The 21,709-nt window shown below is 72.7% G+C and carries 15 protein-coding genes and 1 pseudogene; 9 read left to right on the top strand and 7 right to left on the bottom strand.

Annotation, left to right across the window (positions count from 1 at the left end):
* Positions 1-81 precede the first annotated feature (81 nt).
* On the top strand, positions 82-1,071 hold the full coding sequence (locus KO717_RS23415; protein WP_301370990.1) for a hypothetical protein: 990 nt from the start codon (positions 82-84) through the stop codon (positions 1,069-1,071).
* Here the strand turns inward: KO717_RS23415 and KO717_RS23420 are convergent.
* Positions 1,059-2,507: a PucR family transcriptional regulator gene (locus tag KO717_RS23420; RefSeq protein WP_301370992.1), complete on the bottom strand. Its 1,449-nt coding sequence runs from the start codon at positions 2,505-2,507 to the stop codon at positions 1,059-1,061. The genes KO717_RS23415 and KO717_RS23420 overlap by 13 nt on opposite strands.
* 117 nt (positions 2,508-2,624) lie before the next feature.
* Between KO717_RS23420 and speB the strand changes: the two genes are divergently transcribed.
* A complete protein-coding gene (speB, locus tag KO717_RS23425) occupies positions 2,625-3,587 on the top strand; it encodes an agmatinase (RefSeq protein WP_030013156.1) in 963 nt (320 codons plus the stop codon).
* Between the two features lie 5 nt (positions 3,588-3,592).
* Positions 3,593-5,260, top strand: coding sequence for a thiamine pyrophosphate-binding protein (locus tag KO717_RS23430; protein WP_301370995.1), 1,668 nt, complete (start codon positions 3,593-3,595; stop codon positions 5,258-5,260).
* A 15-nt stretch (positions 5,261-5,275) separates the two neighbouring features.
* On the opposite strand, the gene KO717_RS23435 is transcribed toward KO717_RS23430, so the two are convergent.
* Complete coding sequence (locus KO717_RS23435; RefSeq protein WP_301370997.1) at positions 5,276-5,509, bottom strand: hypothetical protein; 234 nt, start codon at positions 5,507-5,509, stop codon at positions 5,276-5,278.
* Positions 5,510-5,751: 242 nt separating this feature from the next.
* On the opposite strand from KO717_RS23435, the gene KO717_RS23440 reads away from it, so the two are divergent.
* Positions 5,752-9,615 carry an ABC transporter ATP-binding protein gene (locus KO717_RS23440; protein WP_301370998.1) on the top strand — a complete coding sequence of 1,288 codons (3,864 nt, stop codon included), beginning with the start codon at positions 5,752-5,754 and terminating at the stop codon, positions 9,613-9,615.
* 30 nt (positions 9,616-9,645) lie between these two features.
* Here the strand turns inward: KO717_RS23440 and KO717_RS23445 are convergent, their stop codons facing one another.
* On the bottom strand, positions 9,646-10,200 hold the full coding sequence (locus KO717_RS23445; RefSeq protein WP_301371000.1) for an EF-hand domain-containing protein: 555 nt from the start codon (positions 10,198-10,200) through the stop codon (positions 9,646-9,648).
* A gap of 290 nt (positions 10,201-10,490) precedes the next feature.
* Between KO717_RS23445 and KO717_RS23450 the strand changes: the two genes are divergently transcribed.
* Together KO717_RS23450 and KO717_RS23455 are read left to right on the top strand one after the other, a co-directional pair.
* On the top strand, positions 10,491-10,844 hold the full coding sequence (locus tag KO717_RS23450; protein WP_301371002.1) for a hypothetical protein: 354 nt from the start codon (positions 10,491-10,493) through the stop codon (positions 10,842-10,844).
* Positions 10,845-10,928: 84 nt separating this feature from the next.
* Positions 10,929-12,362, top strand: coding sequence for a S28 family serine protease (locus KO717_RS23455; RefSeq protein ID WP_301371005.1), 1,434 nt, complete (start codon positions 10,929-10,931; stop codon positions 12,360-12,362).
* A gap of 61 nt (positions 12,363-12,423) precedes the next feature.
* Here the strand turns inward: KO717_RS23455 and KO717_RS23460 are convergent, their stop codons facing one another.
* Both KO717_RS23460 and KO717_RS23465 read right to left on the bottom strand, forming a co-directional pair.
* Positions 12,424-14,175: a glycoside hydrolase family 3 protein gene (locus KO717_RS23460; RefSeq protein ID WP_301374697.1), complete on the bottom strand. Its 1,752-nt coding sequence runs from the start codon at positions 14,173-14,175 to the stop codon at positions 12,424-12,426.
* A 244-nt stretch (positions 14,176-14,419) separates the two neighbouring features.
* The gene (locus KO717_RS23465; protein WP_301371007.1) at positions 14,420-15,331 is read right to left on the bottom strand and encodes a LysR family transcriptional regulator; all 912 of its coding nucleotides are present in this window, start codon (positions 15,329-15,331) and stop codon (positions 14,420-14,422) included.
* Positions 15,332-15,431: 100 nt separating this feature from the next.
* Between KO717_RS23465 and KO717_RS23470 the strand changes: the two genes are divergently transcribed.
* The gene (locus KO717_RS23470; RefSeq protein WP_301371008.1) at positions 15,432-16,412 is read left to right on the top strand and encodes an EamA family transporter; all 981 of its coding nucleotides are present in this window, start codon (positions 15,432-15,434) and stop codon (positions 16,410-16,412) included.
* Here the strand turns inward: KO717_RS23470 and KO717_RS23475 are convergent.
* A pseudogene (locus tag KO717_RS23475) lies at positions 16,318-16,830 on the bottom strand (GNAT family N-acetyltransferase); the annotation flags it as partial. The gene KO717_RS23470 and the pseudogene KO717_RS23475 sit on opposite strands and share 95 nt — an antisense overlap.
* Before the next feature lie 56 nt (positions 16,831-16,886).
* On the bottom strand, positions 16,887-17,426 hold the full coding sequence (locus KO717_RS23480) for a DUF937 domain-containing protein (RefSeq protein ID WP_301371010.1): 540 nt from the start codon (positions 17,424-17,426) through the stop codon (positions 16,887-16,889).
* A 317-nt stretch (positions 17,427-17,743) separates the two neighbouring features.
* Between KO717_RS23480 and recD2 the strand changes: the two genes are divergently transcribed.
* Entirely contained in the window at positions 17,744-20,002 is a 2,259-nt protein-coding gene (recD2, locus tag KO717_RS23485) for an SF1B family DNA helicase RecD2 (protein ID WP_301371012.1), read from the top strand.
* A 182-nt stretch (positions 20,003-20,184) separates the two neighbouring features.
* Entirely contained in the window at positions 20,185-21,474 is a 1,290-nt protein-coding gene (locus KO717_RS23490) for a citrate synthase (RefSeq protein ID WP_030010215.1), read from the top strand.
* Positions 21,475-21,709: the final 235 nt, after the last annotated feature.

The raw sequence follows: 21,709 nt of genomic DNA on the forward strand, positions 1-21,709 counted from the left end.
CCGGAATGTGGCCTGAATGCGCTCAAGAATGCCTTGTTCGTGGTCTCACGTACCGATTCGCCCTCCCCTAATCTGCCCGGCATGCCACTTTTCCGGAGAGCGAAAAAGGCAGGCGGGGGGCCGGCCGGGTCGGAGCGGCCGTCCCCCGTACCGGCCTGGTGCGCGTGGTTCAGCCCCGCCGACTGGCACGCCTTCGAGGAGCTCCTGGGCGATGTCTTCCTGGACGGGAACGCGAGCGGGCCGCCCATGCGCTTCGGGGAGCACCGCCACCTCTCGCTCGCCGCCGAGGGCGAGCCCGGCGCACCGCTGGACCTCGCGGAGGTGGCCGAGCTGGTCCGGGCGCTGCCGCACACGAACTGGCGGTCGGCCACCGTCGCCTTCCTCAACCAGAAGCAGCGGCTCGCCGAGCGGCGGCGCGAACTGCACCGGGCGGGCTTCGCCGAGGTCCGCCACCTGCTCATGCCGAGGCTGGTCACCGTCGACTCGGTGGACGAGGGGCACGCGGTGGCGGCGGCCCTCACCGAGGAGCTCGCGGCCGTCGTGATGATCCACGTGGGCGGCGACTTCTCCGCCCCCGTCCCGCCCGACCAGTTCGCCGCCTGGCAGGTGGACGAGGCCGAGGTGTGGGCCGCCGCCATGGCCAACCTCCACGCCGCGCCGGTCTCCCTGCAGTACAACGAGGACGAGAACCCGCTGGTGAACGTCGAGGGCGAGGGCGGCTACACCTCGACCCACCTGCTGCGCGCCGCCGACCTCGTCGACCGTCCGGCGCCCCACGGCATCCTCGCCATGGTCCCCTTCCACGGCCACCTGATGCTGTGGGCCGTGGAAGGACCGGAGCTGCACACCTGCGTGATCGCCTACGGCCCGCTCGTCCGGAAGATGTGGGAGGACGCACCGGAGGAGTACCGGCTGAGCTCGCGCCTGCTGTGGATCGGGGAGGACGGGATCGAGTCGGTCGGGGTCGAGCCCGCCCCGCCCGGCAGCAAGGAGCCCGGGGTGATCACCGGCTCCGCCCGCTTCGTCGAGATGCTCTCCGCCTTCCGCCCGCCGGACGACTACCCCGGCTGAGCGGGGCGGCCGTCGGCGACGCGGAGCGCGAACCACAGCTCCATCCGCACGTCCGGGTCGTCCAGATCCCGGTCCAGCAGTTCGGCGGCGCGGCCGACGCGCTGGCGGACGGTGTTGCGGTGGACGCCCAGGGCCGCGGCCGTGCGGTCCCAGTTGCCGTGGTGGGCCAGCCAGCCGCGCAGCGTCTCCCGCAGGGCGGGCGGGAGCGGCTCCAGCAGGGCCTCGGCATGGGCGCGCGCCTCCGCCTCGCCGACCAGGCCCGCGAAGCCGGGGTCGGTGTGGCGGGCCAGCGGGGTACGGGCCGCCTCCGCGCGCCGAAGGGCCCGGGCGGCCTGGGCGTCGGCCGTGGCCAGGGCGGAAGGCGCGGCCGGGGCGCTCACCCCGAGCCGCCAGCCGGGCTGCGCGGCGGGCTCCCGGTCCGTGAGCAGCCGTACGCCGCCCTCGTGCGGGTCCAGCAGTACGGTGCCCAGCGCGGCCGCGAGGGCCTGCGGAGCCCCGGACCCGCGGGCGTGGACGGCGTACCAGGGGCCGGCCGTCAGGGCCGTGGCCGGATTCCCGTCGAGCAGCAGCCGGGTCAGGGCCGCCGCCTCCGCCCCGGCGGGCCGCTCGGCGGTGAGCAGGGTCAGCAGGACGGCGGCCACCGAGGCCACGGTGTGGTCGCCGGGTGCGCGGGCCGGGGTCGCGGTGCCCAGCGCCGCCCGCCCGGCCAGGGCGTAGGCGGCCAGGTGGTGTCCGCCCGCCCGGTCGGTGGCGGTGGCGGGCCCGCCCTCGCGGCCCACCCGGGTCAGCAGCGCGGACAGAGCCTCCCAGGCCGGAGCCGGCAGCTCCGGGCCCGCCGCCCGGCCCCCCGGCCACAGGGCGACCGACCCGCCCAGGCTCGCCGCGAGCCGGGCCAGCACCGCCGGGACCGGGTCGGGGCGGGCCGCGGCCGCCGCCAGGGCCTGCTGGGCCTCGGTGACCCGGCGCAGCTCCCGGGTGCGGGCCTCCGCCATCAGCCGCCCCACCGCGCGGGCGACCGCCGAGAAGGGGGTCTGAGGCGGGACCTCCAGCAGCGGCAGTCCGTGCCGGGCGCAGGCCTCGGCCAGCGCGGCCGGGACCTCCTCGTGCACCGGGGCCACGCCGAAGCCGAGGGCGGCCGCCCCCGCTCCGGCCAGCCGGGCCACGTACCCGTCGGGGTCGTCGGCGGGACCCGCCCCGGCGGTCAGCAGCAGCTCGCCGCCGAGCAGGTACGGGGAGGGGTCGGGCATCTCGGAGGCGTGCACCCCGTGCACCCCGGCGGCGGCCGGCCCGGCCAGGTGGCGCAGGCCGAGCTCCCGGTCGCCGAGCAGTGCGGCGAGGGGGACGGGCGGGGTGAGCGGCTCCCCGGCGGGGCCGCTGCCGTACTCCGGATCGCGGTGATCGCGTAGATCGCGGGGATCGCGAGAAGGCCCGGGCATGGATACTCCATACATTTTCAATGCCACCTGATGGATGAAACGTACACTCCCCACCCCCGGGTGGCCCGCTTACGCTCGAAGTACCGCACACGTCAGGCCAGAGAAAGAGGCACAGCCATGAGCACGCAGCCGCGCGGCCCCGTCGACTCCTCCCGCATCCCGCGCTACGCGGGCCCGGCGACCTTCGCCCGTCTGCCCCGCCTCGACGAGGTCGGCTCCGCCGACGTCGCCGTCGTCGGCGTGCCCTTCGACTCCGGCGTGTCCTACCGCCCCGGCGCCCGCTTCGGCGGCAACGCCATCCGCGAGGCCTCGCGCCTGCTGCGCCCGTACAACCCGGCCCAGGACGCCTCCCCGTTCGCGCTCGCCCAGGTCGCCGACGCCGGTGACATCGCCGTGAACCCCTTCAACATCAACGAGGCCGTCGAGACGGTCGAGGCCGCCGCCGACGAGCTGCTCGGCGCGGGCTCCCGCCTGATGACCCTGGGCGGCGACCACACCATCGCCCTGCCGCTGCTGCGCTCCGTCGCGAAGAAGCACGGCCCGGTCGCGCTGCTCCACTTCGACGCGCACCTGGACACCTGGGACACCTACTTCGGCGCCGAGTACACCCACGGCACCCCGTTCCGCCGCGCCGTCGAGGAGGGCATCCTCGACACCGAGGCGCTCTCCCACGTCGGTACCCGCGGCCCGCTGTACGGCAAGCAGGACCTGGACGACGACGCCAAGATGGGCTTCGGCATCGTCACCTCGGCCGACGTCTACCGCCGCGGCGCCGACGAGGTCGCCGACCAGCTGCGCCAGCGCATCGGCGACCGCCCGCTGTACATCTCCATCGACATCGACGTGCTCGACCCGGCGCACGCGCCCGGCACCGGCACCCCGGAGGCGGGCGGCATGACCTCCCGCGAGCTGCTGGAGATCATCCGCGGCCTGTCCTCCTGCAACCTCGTTTCCGCCGACGTCGTCGAGGTGGCCCCGGCGTACGATCACGCCGAGATCACCTCGGTCGCGGCCTCGCACACCGCGTACGAGCTGACCACGATCATGTCGCGACAGATCGCGCAGGCGAAGGGCAAGTAAGCGAAGTGACGCACGACCACGACCTGGTACTCCGTCCCACCGAAGCCCAGAAGGCGGCCGCGCTCGCGCCGCCGCCGGGGCGGACGGGCGGGGACCTGGTCGTGGAAACGCTGCGCTCGCTCGGCGCGAACACCGTCTTCGGCCTGCCCGGCCAGCACGCGCTCGCCCTCTTCGACGCGGTCGGCCGCTCCGACCTGCGCCTCGTGGGGCTGCGTACGGAGAACAACGCGGGCTTCGCGGCCGACGCGTACGGCCGGATCACGGGCGAGGCGGTGCCGCTGCTGCTCTCCACCGGCCCGGGCGCGCTGATGGCGCTGCCCGCCCTGGCGGAGGCGGCGGCCGCCTCGGCCCCGGTCCTCGCGATCTCCTCCCAGGTCCCGGTGGCGGGCCTGGGCGGCGGGCGGCGCGGGCACCTGCACGAGCTGAGGGACCAGTCGGCGTCCTTCCGGGACGTGGTGAAGTCCGTCCACACGGTCCGCACCCCCTCCCAGCTCCCCTCCGTGATCGCGGAGGCCTGGGAGTCGGCCCTGACCGCCCCCCACGGCCCGGTGTTCGTCGAGATCCCCGAGGACGTGCTGCGGGCCGAGACCGTCATCCCGCAGGTCACGGGCGTGGACGCGACCCCGCACGAGCTCGCCCCGCGGCCCGAGCTCACGGCGCTCGCCGCCCACTGGCTGGAGAACGCCACCCGCCCGGTGATCATCGCGGGCGGCGGTGTCGTCCGCTCCGACGCGGCCGGCAAGCTCAAGCAGCTCGCCGAACGTCTGAACGCACCGGTCGTCACCACCTTCGGCGGCAAGGGCGCCTTCCCGTGGACCCATCCGCTCTCCCTCCAGTCCTGGCTGGAGGACCGCCACATGACGGACTTCCTGGAGGACGCGGACGTCCTGCTGGTGGTCGGCTCGGGACTCGGTGAGCTCTCTTCGAACTACCACACGTTCTTCCCGACGGGCCGGGTCGTCCAGATCGAGGCGGACCTCGGCAAGCTGGAGTCGAACCACGCCGGCCTCGGCATCCACGCGGACGCCCGCCTGGCGCTGCAGGCCCTGCTGGAGACGGTGGCCGAGCGCGAGGACCCGTCCGCCCCGGAGCGTGTCCGCCTGCTCCTCGCGGACATCGCCGCCCGCCTCGCCACCCAGGACGTGGCCCTCGAACAAGAACTCCTCGGCTCGATCCGGGCCGCCCTCCCGGCCCGCTCCCCGTCGTTCTGGGACATGACGGTCCTGTCCTACTGGGCCTGGTCCGCCTTCGACCCCAAGCACCCCAACACGATGCATTCGGCGCAGGGCGCGGGCGGACTCGGCTACGCCTTCCCGGCGGCGCTCGGCGCGTGCGTCGCGGAACCGGACACCCCGGTGCTGGCGGTGTCCGGCGACGGCGGCGCGATGTACTCCGTCGCGGACCTGGCCACGGCCAGGCAGCACGACCTCGACGTCACCTGGCTGATCGTGGACGACGGCGGCTACGGCATCCTGCGCGAGTACGGCTGCGGCACCGGAACCGAGCTGGCCGGCCCCGACTTCGTGGCCCTGGCGCAGTCCTTCGGCGTCCCGGCCTGCACCACCACCCCGGAGTCCCTCCGCGAGGACCTCGCGCAGGCCCTCAAGACCCCGGGCCCCTCGGTGGTGGTCCTTCCGGCCACCCTGAAGATGTTCGCCCCCACGCATCTCTGAGGGGTGACCGCGGCCTCAGCCGCCGGAGCGACTCTCCTCCTTCTCCTCGTAGGTATGGAGGAGGAGGCTGACCACGGCCACGCCCAGCGCCGTTCCCAGCCGGACCCACGGGTTCTCGGTCAGCAGGCCGGCGATCTTCGCCGAGAGCAGCGCGATCAGGAACGCGGTGACGTAGGGGACGACGGTGCGGACGGTCCGCTGCATGAATCCGGTGCCGGTACCGGTCGAGTGTTCGTGGTGAGTGGACATGGTCCTCGAATCCCTTCGCTGCGCCACCGGGTCGGCGGCCGACTTCCAGCATCGGCAGCGCGACCCGGGCGGCACAGATCCGGAAAGTCGTGACTTGACAGGCTCCGTACCGCCTCCCCGCCCCGGTCGGACGCGGTCCGCGCGCCCCCGCCGTACGGCAGTGCGATTGTTGCGGCGGGATGAAATCCGCCGGTCGGAGCGTTGGCGCTTCCGGCAGGACAGGACGAACGGGGAGGCCTCACGTGGCGGCGGCAGAGACAGCGGCTGGGGAGAAACAGGGCTGGGGCAAGCGGCTGGCTGCCTACACCTGGCGGTACAGGACCAATGTGCTGCTCGCGCTCGGCTCCTCGCTGGCCGGCATGGCCGTCATGGCGGTCGTGCCGCTGGTCACCAAGGTGATCATCGATGACGTCATCGGGGACCGGACCAAGCCCATGGCGCCCTGGGCCGGCATGCTCATAGCCGCGGCCCTGCTCGTGTACGTGCTGACCTACATACGCAGGTACTACGGCGGACGGCTCGCCCTCGACGTGCAGCACGACCTGCGCACCGACATGTACGAGACGATCGCCCGCCTTGACGGCCGACGACAGGACGAGCTGAACACCGGTCAGGTCGTCGGCCGCGCCACCAGCGACCTCCAGCTGATCCAGGGCCTGCTCTTCATGCTGCCCATGACGATCGGCAACTTCCTGCTCTTCGGGATATCCCTCGGGATCATGCTCTGGCTCTCGCCGCTGCTGACCCTCGTCGCCCTGCTCATGGCCCCCGCCCTGTGGTTCATAGCCAAGCGCAGCCGCAAGAAGCTCTTCCCCGCCACCTGGTGGGCCCAGGGCCAGGCCGCCGCCGTGGCGACCGTCGTCGACGGGGCCGTGACCGGCGTCCGCGTCGTCAAGGGCTTCGGCCAGGAGGAGCAGGAGACCGGCAAGCTGCGCGAAGCCGGCCGCCGGCTCTTCGCAGGCCGGATGCGGACCATCCGGCTCAACTCGCGTTACACCCCCGCCCTCCAGGCCGTCCCCGCGCTCGCCCAGGTCGCCATGCTGGCCCTCGGCGGCTGGATGGCCACCAACGGCCAGGTCACCCTCGGCACCTTCGTCGCCTTCTCCACCTACCTCGCCCAGCTCGTCGGACCCGTCCGCATGCTCGCCATGGTCCTCACCGTCGGACAGCAGGCCCGGGCCGGCGTGGAGCGCGTGTTCGAGCTCATCGACACCGAGCCCGAGATCCACGAGGGCACCCACGAGCTGCCCGCCGACGCGCCCGCCACCGTCGAGTTCGACGACGTCCGCTTCGGCTACGACCCCGAGCGGCCCGTCCTCGACGGGTTCTCGCTCTCCGTGGCGCAGGGCGAGACCGTCGCCGTCGTCGGGTCCTCGGGCAGCGGCAAGTCCACCGTCGCGCTCCTGCTGCCCCGGTTCTACGACGCCGACGGCGGCGCCGTCCGCGTCGGCGGCCACGACGTCCGCGAGCTGACGTACGACTCCCTGCGCGGCGCGATCGGCCTGGTCCCCGAGGACTCCTTCCTCTTCTCCGACACCATCCGCGCCAACATCGCCTACGGGCACCCCGGCGCCACCGAGGAGCAGATCGAGGCCGCCGCCCGCGCCGCCCAGGCCGAGGGGTTCATCCAGGCCCTGCCCGCCGGGTACGACACCAAGGTCGGCGAGCAGGGGCTCACCCTCTCCGGCGGCCAGCGCCAGCGCATCGCCCTCGCCCGCGCCATCCTCACCGACCCCCGGCTGCTGCTCCTCGACGACGCCACCTCCGCCGTGGACGCCCGCGTCGAGCACGAGATCCACGAGGCCCTGCGCTCCGTGATGGCGGGCCGGACCACCCTGCTGATCGCCCACCGCCGCTCCACGCTCGCGCTGGCCGACCGGATCGCCGTACTCGACCGCGGAAAGCTCGCCGACATCGGGACGCACGAGCAGCTGGAGAGCCGCTCCGCGCTCTACCGCAGGCTGCTCACCGACCCGGACGCGCTCGGAGCCGCCTCGCCGCGGACCCCGGACGCCCGGGTGATGACCGAGTTCGAGCGCGAGCTCGACCGGGACCTCGAACGCGGCATCGAGCTCGAGGCCGAGATCGACTCGGAGCCCGTCAACGCCAAGCGCCGGGTCGCCGGCGGGGTCACCCCCGAGCTCTGGCGCCGCCAGGACGAGCCCGAGGGCACGGCCGCCGCCGCTCCCGGTGCCGCTCCCGCCGCCGCGGGGGGCGCGCCCGGAGCCGGGCATTCCATGGCCGGGTCCGTCTCCGGCATGCCCGCCACCCCCGAACTGCTCGCTCAGGTGGCCGCGCTGCCGCCCGCCGACGACCTGCCCGAGGTGGACGAGACCCGCGCCGCGGCCGCCGAGGAGAGCTACGGCCTGCGCCGCCTGCTCCACGGTTTCTGGGCGCCGCTCGCCATCAGCCTCGGCCTCGTCGCCGCGGACGCGGGGGCCGGACTGCTGCTGCCGATCCTGATCCGGCACGGCATCGACCAGGGCGTGGAGCAGGCCGTGCTCGGCGCCGTCTGGGTGGCCGCCGGGCTCGCCCTCGCCCTCGTCGTCGCCCAGTGGGCCGCGCAGTTCGCCGAGACCCGCATGACGGGCCGTACCGGCGAGCGCGTGCTGTACGCCCTGCGCGTCAAGATCTTCGCCCAGCTCCAGCGGCTCGGACTCGACTACTACGAGCGCGAGCTGACCGGCAAGATCATGACCCGGATGACCACCGACGTGGACTCGCTGAGCTCCTTCCTGCAGACCGGGCTCGTCACCGCCGTGGTCTCCGTCTTCACCTTCTTCGGCATCCTGATCGCGCTGCTCGTCCTGGACGTCGAGCTCGCGCTGATCGTCTTCGCGACCCTGCCCGTCCTGGTCGTCGGCACGATCGTGTTCCGCCGCAGGTCGGTCGCCGCCTACGAGCTCGCCCGCGACCGGGTCAGCCTGGTCAACGCCGACCTGCAGGAGTCCGTCTCGGGCCTGCGCATCGTCCAGGCCTTCCGCCGCGAGGGCTCGGGCGCCAAGCGCTTCGCCGAGCGCAGCCACTCGTACCGCGAGGCCCGGGTCCGCGGCCAGTGGCTGATATCCGTCTACTTCCCCTTCGTGCAGCTGCTGTCCTCGGGTGCCGCGGCCGCCGTGCTGATCGTCGGCGCCGGCCGGGTGGAGGCCGGGACCCTCACCACCGGCGCGCTGGTCGCGTACCTGCTCTACATCGACCTGTTCTTCGCGCCCGTCCAGCAGCTCTCCCAGGTCTTCGACGGCTACCAGCAGGCCACGGTCGCCCTCGGCCGCATCCAGGGGCTGTTGCGCGAGCCCACCACCACGCCGCTGCCCGAGCGGCCGCGCGCACTGGAATCCCTGGGCGGGGAGATCGCCTTCGAGAACGTCCGCTTCCAGTACGGGACGGCCGAGGAGCGGGGCGAGAAGGGCGAGGCCCTGGCCGGGATCAGCCTGCGGATACCCGCCGGGCAGACCGTCGCCTTCGTCGGCGAGACCGGAGCCGGAAAGTCCACGCTGGTCAAGATGGTGGCCCGGTTCTACGATCCGACCTCCGGCCGGGTCACCGCCGACGGCGCCGATCTGCGCGAGCTGGACCTGACGGCGTACCGCCACCGCCTCGGCGTCGTCCCCCAGGAGGCCTACCTCTTCCCGGGGACGATCCGCGACGCCATCGCCTACGGACGGCCGGGCGCGAGCGACGCCGAGGTGGAGGCCGCCGCCCGCGCGGTCGGCGCCCACGCCATGGTCGCCACCCTCGACGGCGGTTATCTGCACACCGTCGCCGAGCGCGGCCGCAACCTCTCCGCGGGCCAGCGCCAGCTGATCGCGCTGGCCCGGGCCGAACTCGTCGACCCGGACGTGCTGCTGCTCGACGAGGCCACCGCCGCCCTCGACCTGGCCACCGAGGCCCAGGTCAACCAGGCGACGGACCGGCTCGCGGGCAAGCGCACCACCCTGGTGGTCGCGCACCGGCTGACCACCGCGGCGCGCGCCGACCGGGTCGTGGTCATGGACCGCGGCCGGGTCGTGGAGGACGGCACCCACACCGAACTCCTGGCGCGCGGCGGCCGGTACGCCGAACTGTGGCGCACCTTCGTCGGCGAGGACGAGCGCGCCGCGGCCTGAGCGGACCGCCTGTCAGGGGACGCCCCGGGATCAGAACTCGCCGAAGAGCAGGTTCCCCGGGGCGTCCTCGTCGGTGCCGGTGTAGTACTCGCGTACCGCGGCGAGCAGTTCGTCGACGCTGAGGCAGCCGTCCCCGTTCGCGTCGATGCGGCGGAAGAGCGCCTCGGTGTCGGCGGGGCTCAGCCGCGTGTCGAACGCCTCCTGCGCCCGGTGGAACTCCTGCGGGCTGATGAGCCCGTCGCCGTCGGTGTCGACGATCGTCAGGATCGCGCTCATCATCGGGCGGAACGAGCGGTCGTAGGCCGGCCCGCCCTGCGCGTACAGGCGGGTCATGCCCTGCTTGTACTCCTCGGGCGTGACCTTGCCGTCCCGGTCGATGTCCAGCTCGGTGAACAGGTCCTGCCAGAAGTCGGCCAGCCCGCCCATCACCAGCTCCGCCTTGGGCGAGCCGGCCGGCTCCGCGAGGGCCGTCAGCAGCCGGGAGCCGAGCGCGATGATGTCGTCGGCGTCGATCACGCCGCTCCTGTCGGCGTCCAGGTGCGTGAAGGCGCGCTCCAGCTTGCGGTCGAGCAGGTCGTTCGTCATCTCATGGCCTTTCACGGCTGCAGCCACGGCTGCGGTCACGGCGAGCGGGGTGTGGATCACCTAGCGTAATCGCCGTCCTGGGGGTGAACTCCTGCTGCTGTGCCGGGGGGTGGTGGATGCACCCGTACGAGGGAGGGTGGCCGGTTCCGGCGGGCCGGGCCCTTGCGCGTGGCAACCATCCGGGGGGTTCGGGTGTCGTACGTGCGTGCGTGCGCGGTACGTACGACCGATCGGGGGACAGGGTGTTGCAGGGGTGGAGGAGGCGCGGCCGCAGGGTCGTTTCCCCGGGGGTGTTCACGGCGGCGCTGTGGCTCTCGGTGGGCGGGCTGTGCGGGCCGCCGACGGCGCAGGCGGCGACCGAGGGCTGCGGGGGGCGGCTGGCCCGGACGATGGCGTTCGAGACGGGTGAGGTGCGGGTCTACAAGAGCCGCAACCAGGCCTGCGCGATGACCGTGGCACGGGTCTCCGGCGAGCGGCGCCGGATGGCGGTGAGCATTCAGCCGCGCGGCGGCGCCCCGGTGCGCGATGCCGGGCGATTCACCCGTTATGCCGGGCCTGTCACCGTGGGGGCGATCAACCGCTGCGTGTATGTAAAGGGGAGCGTGGGGGCCGGATCTGCGGATTCCGGCTGGATCCTGTGCTGACGGACAGGCCCAACTAGGTCTGGTCAGTCGTGCGTTGGCCCGGCTAGGTTCACGGCGACCGAAGTGAACTCAAGGGGAGGGTGAATGCGCAAGACGCTCGGATGGCTGCTGTCGCTCGTGGTGCTCATCGGCACCATGGGCGCGGCCGGCTCCACGGCTCAAGCGGCCACAGCCGCGCAGCCGGCGGCCGCCACGGACATCAAGGACCAGATCCTCGGCATTCCCGGGATGAGCCTGATCGAGGAGAAGCCGTACCCCGGCTACCGCTTCTTCGTACTGAACTACGAGCAGCCGGTGGACCACCGGCAGCCGTGGAAGGGCACCTTCAAGCAGCGCCTGACCCTGTTGCACAAGGACGTCTCGCGGCCGTCGGTGTTCTTCACCTCCGGCTACAACGTCAACACCAGTCCGCGCCGCAGCGAGCCGACGACCATCGTCGACGGCAACCAGGTGTCCCTGGAGTATCGATTCTTCACTCCCTCCCGGCCCGACCCGGCCAACTGGTCCAACCTGGACATCTGGCAGGCCGCCAGTGACCAGCACCGCCTCTTCACCGCCCTGAAGAAGATCTACAAGAAGAACTGGCTGGCCACGGGCGCCAGCAAGGGCGGCATGACGGCGACGTACTACGAGCGCTTCTACCCGCGCGACATGGACGGCGTCGTCGCGTACGTCGCGCCCAACGACGTCGTCAACAACGAGGACTCGGCCTACGACCGGTTCTTCGCCAAGGTCGGCACCAAGGAGTGCCGCGACAAGCTGAACGCCGTCCAGCGCGAGGCGCTGGTGCGCCGCGTCCCGCTGGAGGCCAAGTACGCGGTCGCAGCGGCCGAGAACGGCTGGACCTTCACCACGGTCGGCGACCTCGACAAGGCCTACGAGGCCGTCGTGCTCGACTACGTGTGGGCCTTCTGGCAGTACAGCCTGCTCGCCGACTGCGCCTCCATCCCGGCCGCCGCCACCGCGAGCGACCAGGAGATCTGGGACAGCATCGACGCGATCTCCGGCTTCTCGGCCTACGCCGACCAGGGACTGGAGACGTACACGCCGTACTACTACCAGGCGGGCACGCAGCTCGGCTCCCCGGACATCAAGCAGCCGCACCTCAAGGGCCTGAGCCGCTACGGCTACCAGCCGCCGCGCAACTTCGTGCCCCGCGACATCCCCATGACCTTCCAGCCGGGGGTGATGGCGGACGTGGACCGGTGGGTGCGTGACAACGCCCACCAGATGCTCTTCGTGTACGGGCAGAACGACCCGTGGGGCGCCGAGCCGTTCCACCTCGGCTACAACGTGCGCGACAGCTACGTGATGATCGCGCCGGGCGCCAACCACGGGGCGAACGTCGCCAAGCTGATGGACGGCGAGAAGGCGCTCGCCACCTCGAGGATCCTGCAGTGGGCCGGGGTGGCCCCGGCCGCCGCGCTCGCCGACGCGGGGAAGGCGGCGCCGCTGGCGGCGCCGGACGCCCAGCTCGACCAGCGTGACCTGGAGCGCGAGCCGCAGCTGCGGCCGTAACCGGGAAGCGGGACGGACGGGACAGACGGGATACGCGGGCCGCGGGCCGGCGCCTGAGCGATCAGCGCGTCAGCCCGTGGCCCAGCGGGTAGCGGCCCGGGACCGGGACGGGGAGGCGGCCGGCGGGCCGCAGCGCCCCGGTGAGCACCCGGGCCGCCGCCCGCATCTCCACGTCCGTCCAGGAGTACGTCGCCAGCTCCGCCGCGCAGGCCGGCAGCCGGGCCGGGTCGTACGGGTTGCGGACCGCCAGCGAGACGACCGGGACCCCGGTGGCGATCAGGTCTGCCACCAGCGTGCGCTGCGGACTCTCGCCCTCCGGGACGTTGTACGTGCACACCAGCACCGCCGCGTGACCGGCCGCGGCGGCCACGGCGCGGGCCGGCGGCACCGCCGTGGCCCGGCAGCCCAGGGCGGTCAGCTCCCGGGCCAGTACGGCCGTAGGGGGTCCGGTCGTACCCGTGGGGGAGACCGGGTCCGCCCCGGTGACCAGCAGGCGTGGTCCGGCCGTCGCATCGAACGGCACCAGCCCCCGGGGATCGGCCAGCAGGGTCGTCGTGGCGGCCGCGATCGCGTCGGCGGCGTCGAGGTGCTGCCGGACGCCCACGGCGGCGTCCACCTCCCGGCCCGTCGTGTAGGCCTCGTCGAACAGCCCCCGGCGGGCCTTCAGTTCCAGGATCCGCAGGACCGATTCCTCGACGCGGGCCTCCGTCAGCTCGCCCGACTCCACGGCGGCCTTCACGCTGCGGTGCGCGAGGCCCAGGTCCGGCGGGTTCAGCAGCTGGTCGCAGCCCGCCAGCAGGGCCAGGACCGGGACGCGGTCGTCCCCGTACTTCTGGCGGACCCCGGCCATGTCCAGGGCGTCGGTGACCACCACCCCCTCGAAGCCGAGGCGTTCGCGCAGCAGACCGGTCACGATCGGCCGGGAGAGGGTCGCCGGGTCCCCCGAGGGATCGAGCGCGGGGAAGACGATGTGCGCTGTCATGATGGCGTCCACGCCCGCCTCCACCGCGGCCCGGAAGGGCGGCTCGTCCAGCTCCTCCCAGACGGCCCGCGTGTGCCGCATCACCGGCAGCCCGACGTGGCTGTCGGTCTCGGTGTCCCCGTGGCCCGGGAAGTGCTTGGCGGTGGCGGCGACCCCGGCCCCCTGGTAGCCGCGGACCTGGGCGGCGACCAGCTCCGCCACGGCGTGCGGGTCGGAGCCGAAGGACCGTACGCCGATCACCGGATTGGCCGGGTTGACGTTCACGTCGGCCACCGGCGCGTAGTCCTGCCGGATGCCCATGGCGGCCAGCTCGGAGCCCGCGATGCGCGCCGCCCGCAGGGCGTGGGCGGTGGAGCCGGCCGCACCGAGCGCCATCGCCCCCGGGAGCAGGGTCGCGGGCTTGCCGATCCGGGCGACGGCGCCGTGCTCCTGGTCGGTGGAGAGCAACAGGGGGATCCGGGCACCGGTGGTGAGGGCGGCCTGCTGGAGGCCGACCGACAGTGCGCCGATCTGCTGCGGGGCGCGGGTGTTGTGGGCCCAGGCGAAGTAGATGATCCCGCCGAGGTGGTAGCGGGCGACCAGCTCGGCGGCGGTGCGCACCCCGAACGCCGCCAGGTTCAGCTCGGCGTCCGCCGGATCGGGGTCGGTCGCCGAATGCCCGTAGGCCCGTGAGACGAAGAGCTGCCCGACCTTCTCGTCGAGGCTCATCCGGTCCACGAGGGCGCGCAGCCGCGCCCGGCCGGGGCGGCGGCCCGGCGGCCGGGAGTCGTCGGCGGTGTGGTGGGGGCCCACCGCGGCGGAAGCCGCCCCGGCGGCCGTGACGGCGACCATGGCGGCTGCGGCGAGCAGGTTCCGGCGCGAGGCGTGGTTCGGCACGCGCCGGACCCTACCGGTGCTGTTCGGGCGGGGCCGGGCGTGTCGCTGCGTGTCGCCCCTCCGGGGCGGGGCGGTAGGCGGCCTGCGGGCGGGCCTGTGGTCGGGGCCTGTGGTCGGGGCCTGTCGGCCGCGTGCCGACGGGGCCGGCCGCGCGCCGTGCAGGGTGGTTGCGTTCGGCGCCCTGCGGGGCCCCCGGCACCTACCCCACCCCGTCGGGCTGGGCCCAGTGCTCCTGGAGGCTCCGCACGGCCTCGGTGATCGCGGGGCGCCGGGCGGCCCCGGTCCGCCACAGGGCGTACAGCCGGCGTACGGGGCCCGGCTCCAGCGGTACGGCCACGGCCCCCGGCGGCAGCGCGCCGGTGCCCAGCCGGGGTACGACGGCCACCCCGAGCCCGGCCGCGACCAGGGCGACGATGGTGTGGTTCTCCTCCGCGACATGGGCGATGTCGGGCTCGAACCCGGCGGTGCGCAGGGTCCGTACCAGCCAGTCGTGGCAGACCCGGCCGGGCGGCTGGCAGACCCAGCGCTCGCCCCCGAGGTCGGAGCGCCGGATGACCCGGCGCGTGGTGAAGGGATGTCCGGCCGGTACGACCAGGTCGCAGAGGTCGTCCCCGATCACCGCCTGCTCGATCCCTTCCGGCGCGGGCAGCGGGGCGATGTCCCAGTCGTGGGCCACCGCGAGATCGGTGACCCCGCGGGCCACCAGCTCCACGGACAGGTGCGGGTCCACCTCGGTGAGCCGGACGTCCAGCGCCGGATGCCGGCGGGCCAGGTCGGCCAGCACCTGCGGCAGCAGCCCGCGCGCCGCCGAGGCGAACGCGGCCACCGTCAGCAGCCCGCTGGGCTGCCCGCGCCGCTCCTCCAGGGTGGTCTCGGTGCGCTCCACGATCGCCAGCAACTCCTGGGCGGCGTCGGCCAGATGGCGGGCCTCCTCGGTGAGCGCGACCCCGCGCCCGCGTCGCTCCAGCAGGGTGGTGCGGGTTTCCCGTTCCAGCTTGGAGATCTGCTGGGAGACAGCCGAGGGGGTGTAGCCGAGGGCGGCCGCCGCGCCCGCGACCGAGCCGTGGACGGAGACGGCGTGCAGGGCGCGCAGCCGGGCGAGATCGAGCATGCCTCCATCGTGGCACCGCAGGTACCCGTAAGCAATGCTTCATCCATCCCGGAAGACATCTGAGCTGGTGCTACATGGTCGGGCGGCGGATGCTCGAAGCATGCGTCCCGTACACACCGCCCTCGCCGTGCTCGTCGCGGCCGTCTGGGGCTTCAACTTCGTGGTCATCGAGATCGGCCTCGACCACTTCCCGCCCCTGCTCCTGTCCGCCCTGCGCTTCCTCGTCGCCGCCCTGCCCGCGGTGTTCTTCGTCGGGCGTCCCAAAGCCGCCTGGAAGTGGATCGTCGGCGTCGGGATCGCCCTCGGTGTCGCCAAGTTCGGCCTGCTCTTCACCGGCATGGACGCGGGCATGCCGGCCGGACTGTCCTCGCTCGTCCTGCAGATCCAGTCCGTCTTCACCGCCGTCCTCGCCGCCGTCGTGCTGCGCGAGCGGCCGGGCCGGGTGCGGGTGCTCGGGATGGCCGTGGCGCTCGCCGGGATCGCGGTCGCCGCGGTGGACGGCGGGACCTCCGGGCCGGTGCTCGGCTTCACGCTGGTCGTGGCGGCCGCCGCCTGCTGGGGCGTGTCCAACGTCCTGACCCGCAAGGCCGCCCCGCCCGACGCCCTGAACTTCATGGTGTGGGTGTGCACGGTCCCGGTCCTGCCGCTGCTCGCGCTCTCGCTGCTGCTGGAGGGCCCCGAGCGGGACCTGGCCGCGCTGCGGGACCTGGACTGGTCCGGGGCGGCCGTCATCGGCTACGTCGCCTGGGTGTCCACCGTCTTCGGCTTCGCCGCCTGGAGCTACCTGCTGCGCCGCTACCCGGCCTCCTCGGTGGCCCCGTTCTCGCTGCTGGTCCCGGTCTTCGGGATGTCCTCCGCGGCCCTGGTCCTCGGGGAGTCCGTCTCGGGGCTGCGCTGGCTGGCGGCCGTCCTGCTGGTGGGCGGGGTGGCGCTGACCTCGCTGGCCCCCGCGCGCGCCGTGAACCGTACGGGGGTCGGTTCGGGCGTCAGCGCGGGGAGCCCTCCTGCAACGGCAGCCGCCAGTCCTGTCCCGTCAGGCTCACTCCGTACGAGCGGTGCGGCCGCTCCGCGATCAGGGTGAACCCGGCCTTCAGGTAGAGCGCGCGGGCGTCGGTCAGCACGTCGTTGGTCCACAGCACCAGCTCGCGGTAGCCGACCGAGCGGGCGAAGGCCACGACGGTGTCGACCAGCAGGGTGCCGACGCCGCGGCCGCGGCCCTGCGGGTCGACCAGGAGGAGCCGCAGCCGCGCGGTGCCGGGCGAGCCCTCCTCGCGTACGCACATCACCGAGCCGACGGGCCGGCCGTCCAGCTCCGCGATCCACACCCGTTCCAGGTGGGGGTCGTGGTCCTGGGCGAAGTCCGCGACGATCCGGGCCACCAGGCCCTCGAAGTCGCTGTTCCAGCCGTACTCGGCGGCGTACAGCGCGCCGTGGCGCTGCACGATCCACCCCAGGTCCCCCGGTTCCGGGTCGCGGAGCCGCACGCTCTCAGCCATGGGGCAACTCTAGGCGGAGCGCCCGCCGATGGGGCCCTTGAGGGGCGATTTCCTGCCGCCTACTTCTTGCCACCGCCGAGGATCTGGCCGAGCAGGTCACCGAGGCCGCCGCCCGCGGCGGGGGCGGCGGAGGGGGTCGTGCCGGCCGCCCCGGCCGCCCCGGTGCCCGCCGCCTTGCCGGAGGCGCGCTTGGCGAGGACCGCGAGGACGACCGGGATCAGCATCTCGACGACCCGGCTGATGGTGGCCGCGGGGATGCCGGTCCGCTTCGAGACGGCGGCGGCCACCGGCTTGCTCACCTTGGCGAGCACCCCGGCCATCATGCCGCCGCTGAGCAGGCCGCCGAGGCCGCCGAGCGTGGCCACGCCCTCCAGCGGCGGCTCGGCCTCGGCCACCTCGACGATGGCCTGGCGTACCTCCACGCCGTCGGCGTCGTCCGCGTCGGCCTTCTGCCGGAGGTCGCCGGTCATGGCGCCGACGGTCTCGGCGACGGTCTCCTTGGCGCCGGCGGTGTCCGTGCCGAGCAGGCCGGCGATCTCGGTGAGCTTGTCGTCGCCGAGTTCGCCCAGCACATCGTCCTGGAATGAAGATTCGCTCATGCCCGAAACGCTACTTCTGTGGTGATTCACCGGCACCTTGAGTAGGCGATTGGTAACGGAAACGTAAAGCTGTGGCTCCGGGTGCAACCGTGCGGGCGTATGGAGGGTCGTATGTTGCGTCGGTGCTTCCGGGGAGGGATCTGGGGGGATCGGGAAGTCCGACACGGGAGGGGTAACCGTGAGGGGGTCCGGCCGCGAGGCGGGACCCCCTTTGCGTTCCCCCGCCGCAGCGCCCCCGCGGCCCGCCCCTGCCGCCCGCCCCCGCGCGTTGTCCACAGGCCTGACGCGCTGTCGGCGCCGCCCGGTAGTTTCGGGTCATGGCAGCAGCAGAAGGGGCGCCGCGGGCGGTGCAACTGGCGGTGGTCGACGGCGTGCTCGAACGCATCACGTACGCCAACGAGGAGAGCGGGTACACGGTCGCCCGCGTGGACACCGGCCGCGGCAGCGGCGATCTGCTGACGGTGGTCGGCTCGCTGCTGGGCGCCCAGCCCGGCGAGTCCCTGCGCATGGAGGGCCGCTGGGGCTCCCACCCGCAGTACGGCAAGCAGTTCACCGTGGAGAACTACCGGACCGTGCTCCCGGCGACCATCCAGGGCATCCGCCGCTACCTCGGCTCCGGCCTGATCAAGGGCATCGGCCCGAAGATCGCCGAGCGGATCGTGGAGCACTTCGGCACCGACACCCTCGACGTCATCGAGGGCGAGCCGAAGCGGCTGATCGAGGTACCCGGGCTCGGCCCCAAGCGGACGAAGCTGATCGGCGCGGCCTGGGAGGAGCAGAAGGCCATCAAGGAGGTCATGGTCTTCCTCCAGGGCGTCGGCGTCTCCACCTCCATCGCCGTGCGCATCTACAAGAAGTACGCCGACGCCTCCATCTCCGTGGTGAAGAACCAGCCCTACCGGCTCGCCGCCGACGTGTGGGGCATCGGCTTCCTCACCGCCGACCGCATCGCCCAGGCCGTCGGCATCCCCCACGACAGCCCCGAACGGGTCAAGGCCGGCCTCCAGTACGCCCTGTCCCAGTCCACCGACCAGGGGCACTGCTTCCTGCCCGAGGACCGGCTCATCGCCGACGGGGTCAAGCTGCTCCAGGTGGACACCGGGCTGGTGATCGACTGCCTGGCCGAGCTCGCCGCCGACCCGGAAGGGGTCGTACGGGAGCCCGTACCGGATCCGCAGGGCGGGCCGGACCCGCTGACCGCCGTGTACCTGGTGCCCTTCCACCGGGCCGAGCTGTCCCTGGTGGGGCAGGTACGCCGGCTGCTGCACGCCGAGGACGACCGGATGCCGGGCTTCCAGGACGTGGACTGGGAGAAGGCCCTGGGCTGGCTCGCCGGGCGGACGGGGGCCACGCTGGCCCCCGAGCAGCGGGACGCCGTGAAGCTGGCGCTGACCCGCCGGGTCGCCGTCCTCACGGGCGGGCCCGGCTGCGGGAAGTCCTTCACCGTGCGCTCGATCGTCGAGCTGGCCCGGGCGAAGAAGGCCAAGGTGGTGCTGGCCGCGCCCACCGGCCGGGCGGCCAAGCGGCTGGCCGAGCTCACCGGGGCCGAAGCCTCCACGGTGCACCGGCTGCTGGAGCTCAAACCGGGCGGGGATGCGGCGTACGACAGGGAGCGGCCGCTGGACGCGGACCTGGTCGTCGTCGACGAGGCCTCGATGCTGGACCTGCTGCTGGCCAACAAGCTGGTCAAGGCCGTGGCGCCGGGGGCGCACCTGCTGCTGGTCGGCGATGTGGACCAGCTGCCGTCGGTCGGCGCCGGTGAGGTGCTGCGGGACCTGCTCGCCGAGGGCGGACCGGTGCCCGCGGTGCGCCTGACCCGGATCTTCCGGCAGGCCCAGCAGTCCGGTGTGGTCACCAACGCCCACCGGATCAACACCGGGTTGCCGCCGATCACGGACGGGCTGCCGGACTTCTTCCTCTTCCCGGAGGAGGACACCGAGGCGGCCGGGGTGCTGGCCGTGGACGTGGCGGCCCGCAGGATTCCGGCCAGGTTCGGGCTCGACCCGCGGCGGGACGTCCAGGTGCTCGCACCGATGCACCGCGGCCCGGCCGGCGCCGGAAACCTCAACGGACTGCTGCAGCAGGCGATGACACCGGCGCGGCCGGACCTGCCGGAGAAGAGGTTCGGCGGCCGGGTCTTCCGGGTCGGCGACAAGGTGACCCAGATCCGGAACAACTACGAGAAGGGCGCCAACGGTGTCTTCAACGGCACGGTCGGCGTGGTCACCGGCCTGGACGTGGACGAACAGCGCCTGACCGTGCGGACGGAGGAGGATGAGGAGATCGTGTACGAATTCGGTGAGCTCGACGAGCTGGCCCACGCGTACGCCGTCACCATTCACCGTTCACAGGGGAGTGAATATCCGGCGGTGGTGATCCCCGTCACCACCGGAGCCTGGATGATGCTCCAGCGCAACTTGCTCTACACGGCGGTGACCAGGGCGAAGAAACTGGTCGTCCTCGTCGGGTCCCGCAAGGCCCTCGGCCAGGCGGTGCGTACCGTTTCCGCAGGCAGGAGGTACACGGCGGTCGCTGCCAGGCTGTCCGGCCGGATACCGGTGGGAAACATCACCTAGATGATCGATCATTTGGGGTTCCGGCAACCGGCGCGGGGGGGCAGGATGAGCAGGTTGGCGGCACTCAGTGCCGTCAAAAGCACCAAAGGCCGACCCCGAGTGCACTCTCCTGCGCCAAATGGGGGAAGGTAGAGGCAGTCAGGGCACCTCGAAGAAGAGGCACTACGTCGGTGAGGGATGACGTGAGCGACAACTCTGTAGTACTCCGGTACGCGGACGGTGAATACACCTACCCGGTGGTCGAAAGCACCGTCGGTGACCAGGGCTTCGACATCTCGAAGCTGCGGGCCCAGACCGGGCTCGTCACCTTGGACAGTGGCTACGGCAACACCGCGGCCTACAAGTCCGCGATCACCTACCTCGACGGTGAGCAGGGCATCCTGCGTTACCGCGGCTACCCGATCGAGCAGCTCGCCGAGCGTTCGACCTTCATCGAGGTCGCGTACCTGCTGATCAACGGCGAGCTGCCGACCGTCGACCAGCTCGCGTCGTTCCGCAACGAGATCACCCAGCACACGCTGCTGCACGAGGACGTGAAGCGCTTCTACGACGGCTTCCCGCGCGACGCGCACCCGATGGCGATGCTGTCCTCCGTGGTCAGCGCGCTGTCGACGTTCTACCAGGACAGCCACAACCCGTTCGACGAGAAGCAGCGCCACCTCTCGACGATCCGGCTGCTGGCCAAGCTCCCGACGATCGCGGCCTACGCGTACAAGAAGTCGGTCGGCCACCCGGTGGTCTACCCGCGCAACGACCTCGGCTACGTCGAGAACTTCCTGCGCATGACCTTCTCCGTGCCGGCCCAGGAGTACGACCTGGACCCGGTCGTGGTCTCCGCGCTCGACAAGCTGCTGATCCTGCACGCGGACCACGAGCAGAACTGCTCCACCTCCACCGTGCGCCTGGTCGGCTCCTCGCAGGCGAACATGTTCGCCTCGATCTCCGCCGGCATCTCGGCCCTGTGGGGTCCGCTGCACGGTGGCGCCAACCAGTCCGTCCTCGAGATGCTGGAAGGCATCAAGAACGACGGCGGCGACGTCGACGCCTTCATCCGCAAGGTGAAGAACAAGGAGGACGGCGTCCGCCTCATGGGCTTCGGACACCGTGTCTACAAGAGCTTCGACCCCCGGGCGAAGATCATCAAGGCGGCGGCGCACGATGTCCTCTCGGCGCTCGGCAAGAGCGACGAGCTGCTCGACATCGCGCTCAAGCTGGAAGAGCACGCGCTGGCCGACGACTACTTCGTCGAGCGCAACCTCTACCCGAACGTGGACTTCTACACCGGTCTCATCTACCGGGCGATGGGCTTCCCCACCGAGATGTTCACCGTGCTCTTCGCGCTCGGCCGTCTTCCCGGCTGGATCGCCCAGTGGCACGAGATGATCAAGGAGCCGGGTTCCCGCATCGGTCGCCCGCGCCAGATCTACACCGGCGAGGTCCTGCGTGACTTCGTTCCCGTAGAAGCCCGCTGACCCGAGGCTTTCCTCCGCGCGGCGTGCGGCCGCGCGGAGCGCACCGCAGGCAACCCTGAGCATGCGAGAAGCGCCCCGCCGTCGATCCCCCCACGGGTCGACGGTCGGGGCGCTTCCCTTTTCCCCGAAACGGATTCCCCCCACGGGACCCGAGCCGGGGCGTCGGTGTGCCGGGACCCGTTCGTCCGGGAGGGCCGCTCAAAGCCTCCCGCGGGTACGTGTCCCGGCCGGCTGA

The sequence above is a fragment of the Streptomyces xanthophaeus genome (assembly GCF_030440515.1).
Classification (GTDB): Bacteria; Actinomycetota; Actinomycetes; order Streptomycetales; family Streptomycetaceae; genus Streptomyces; species Streptomyces kutzneri.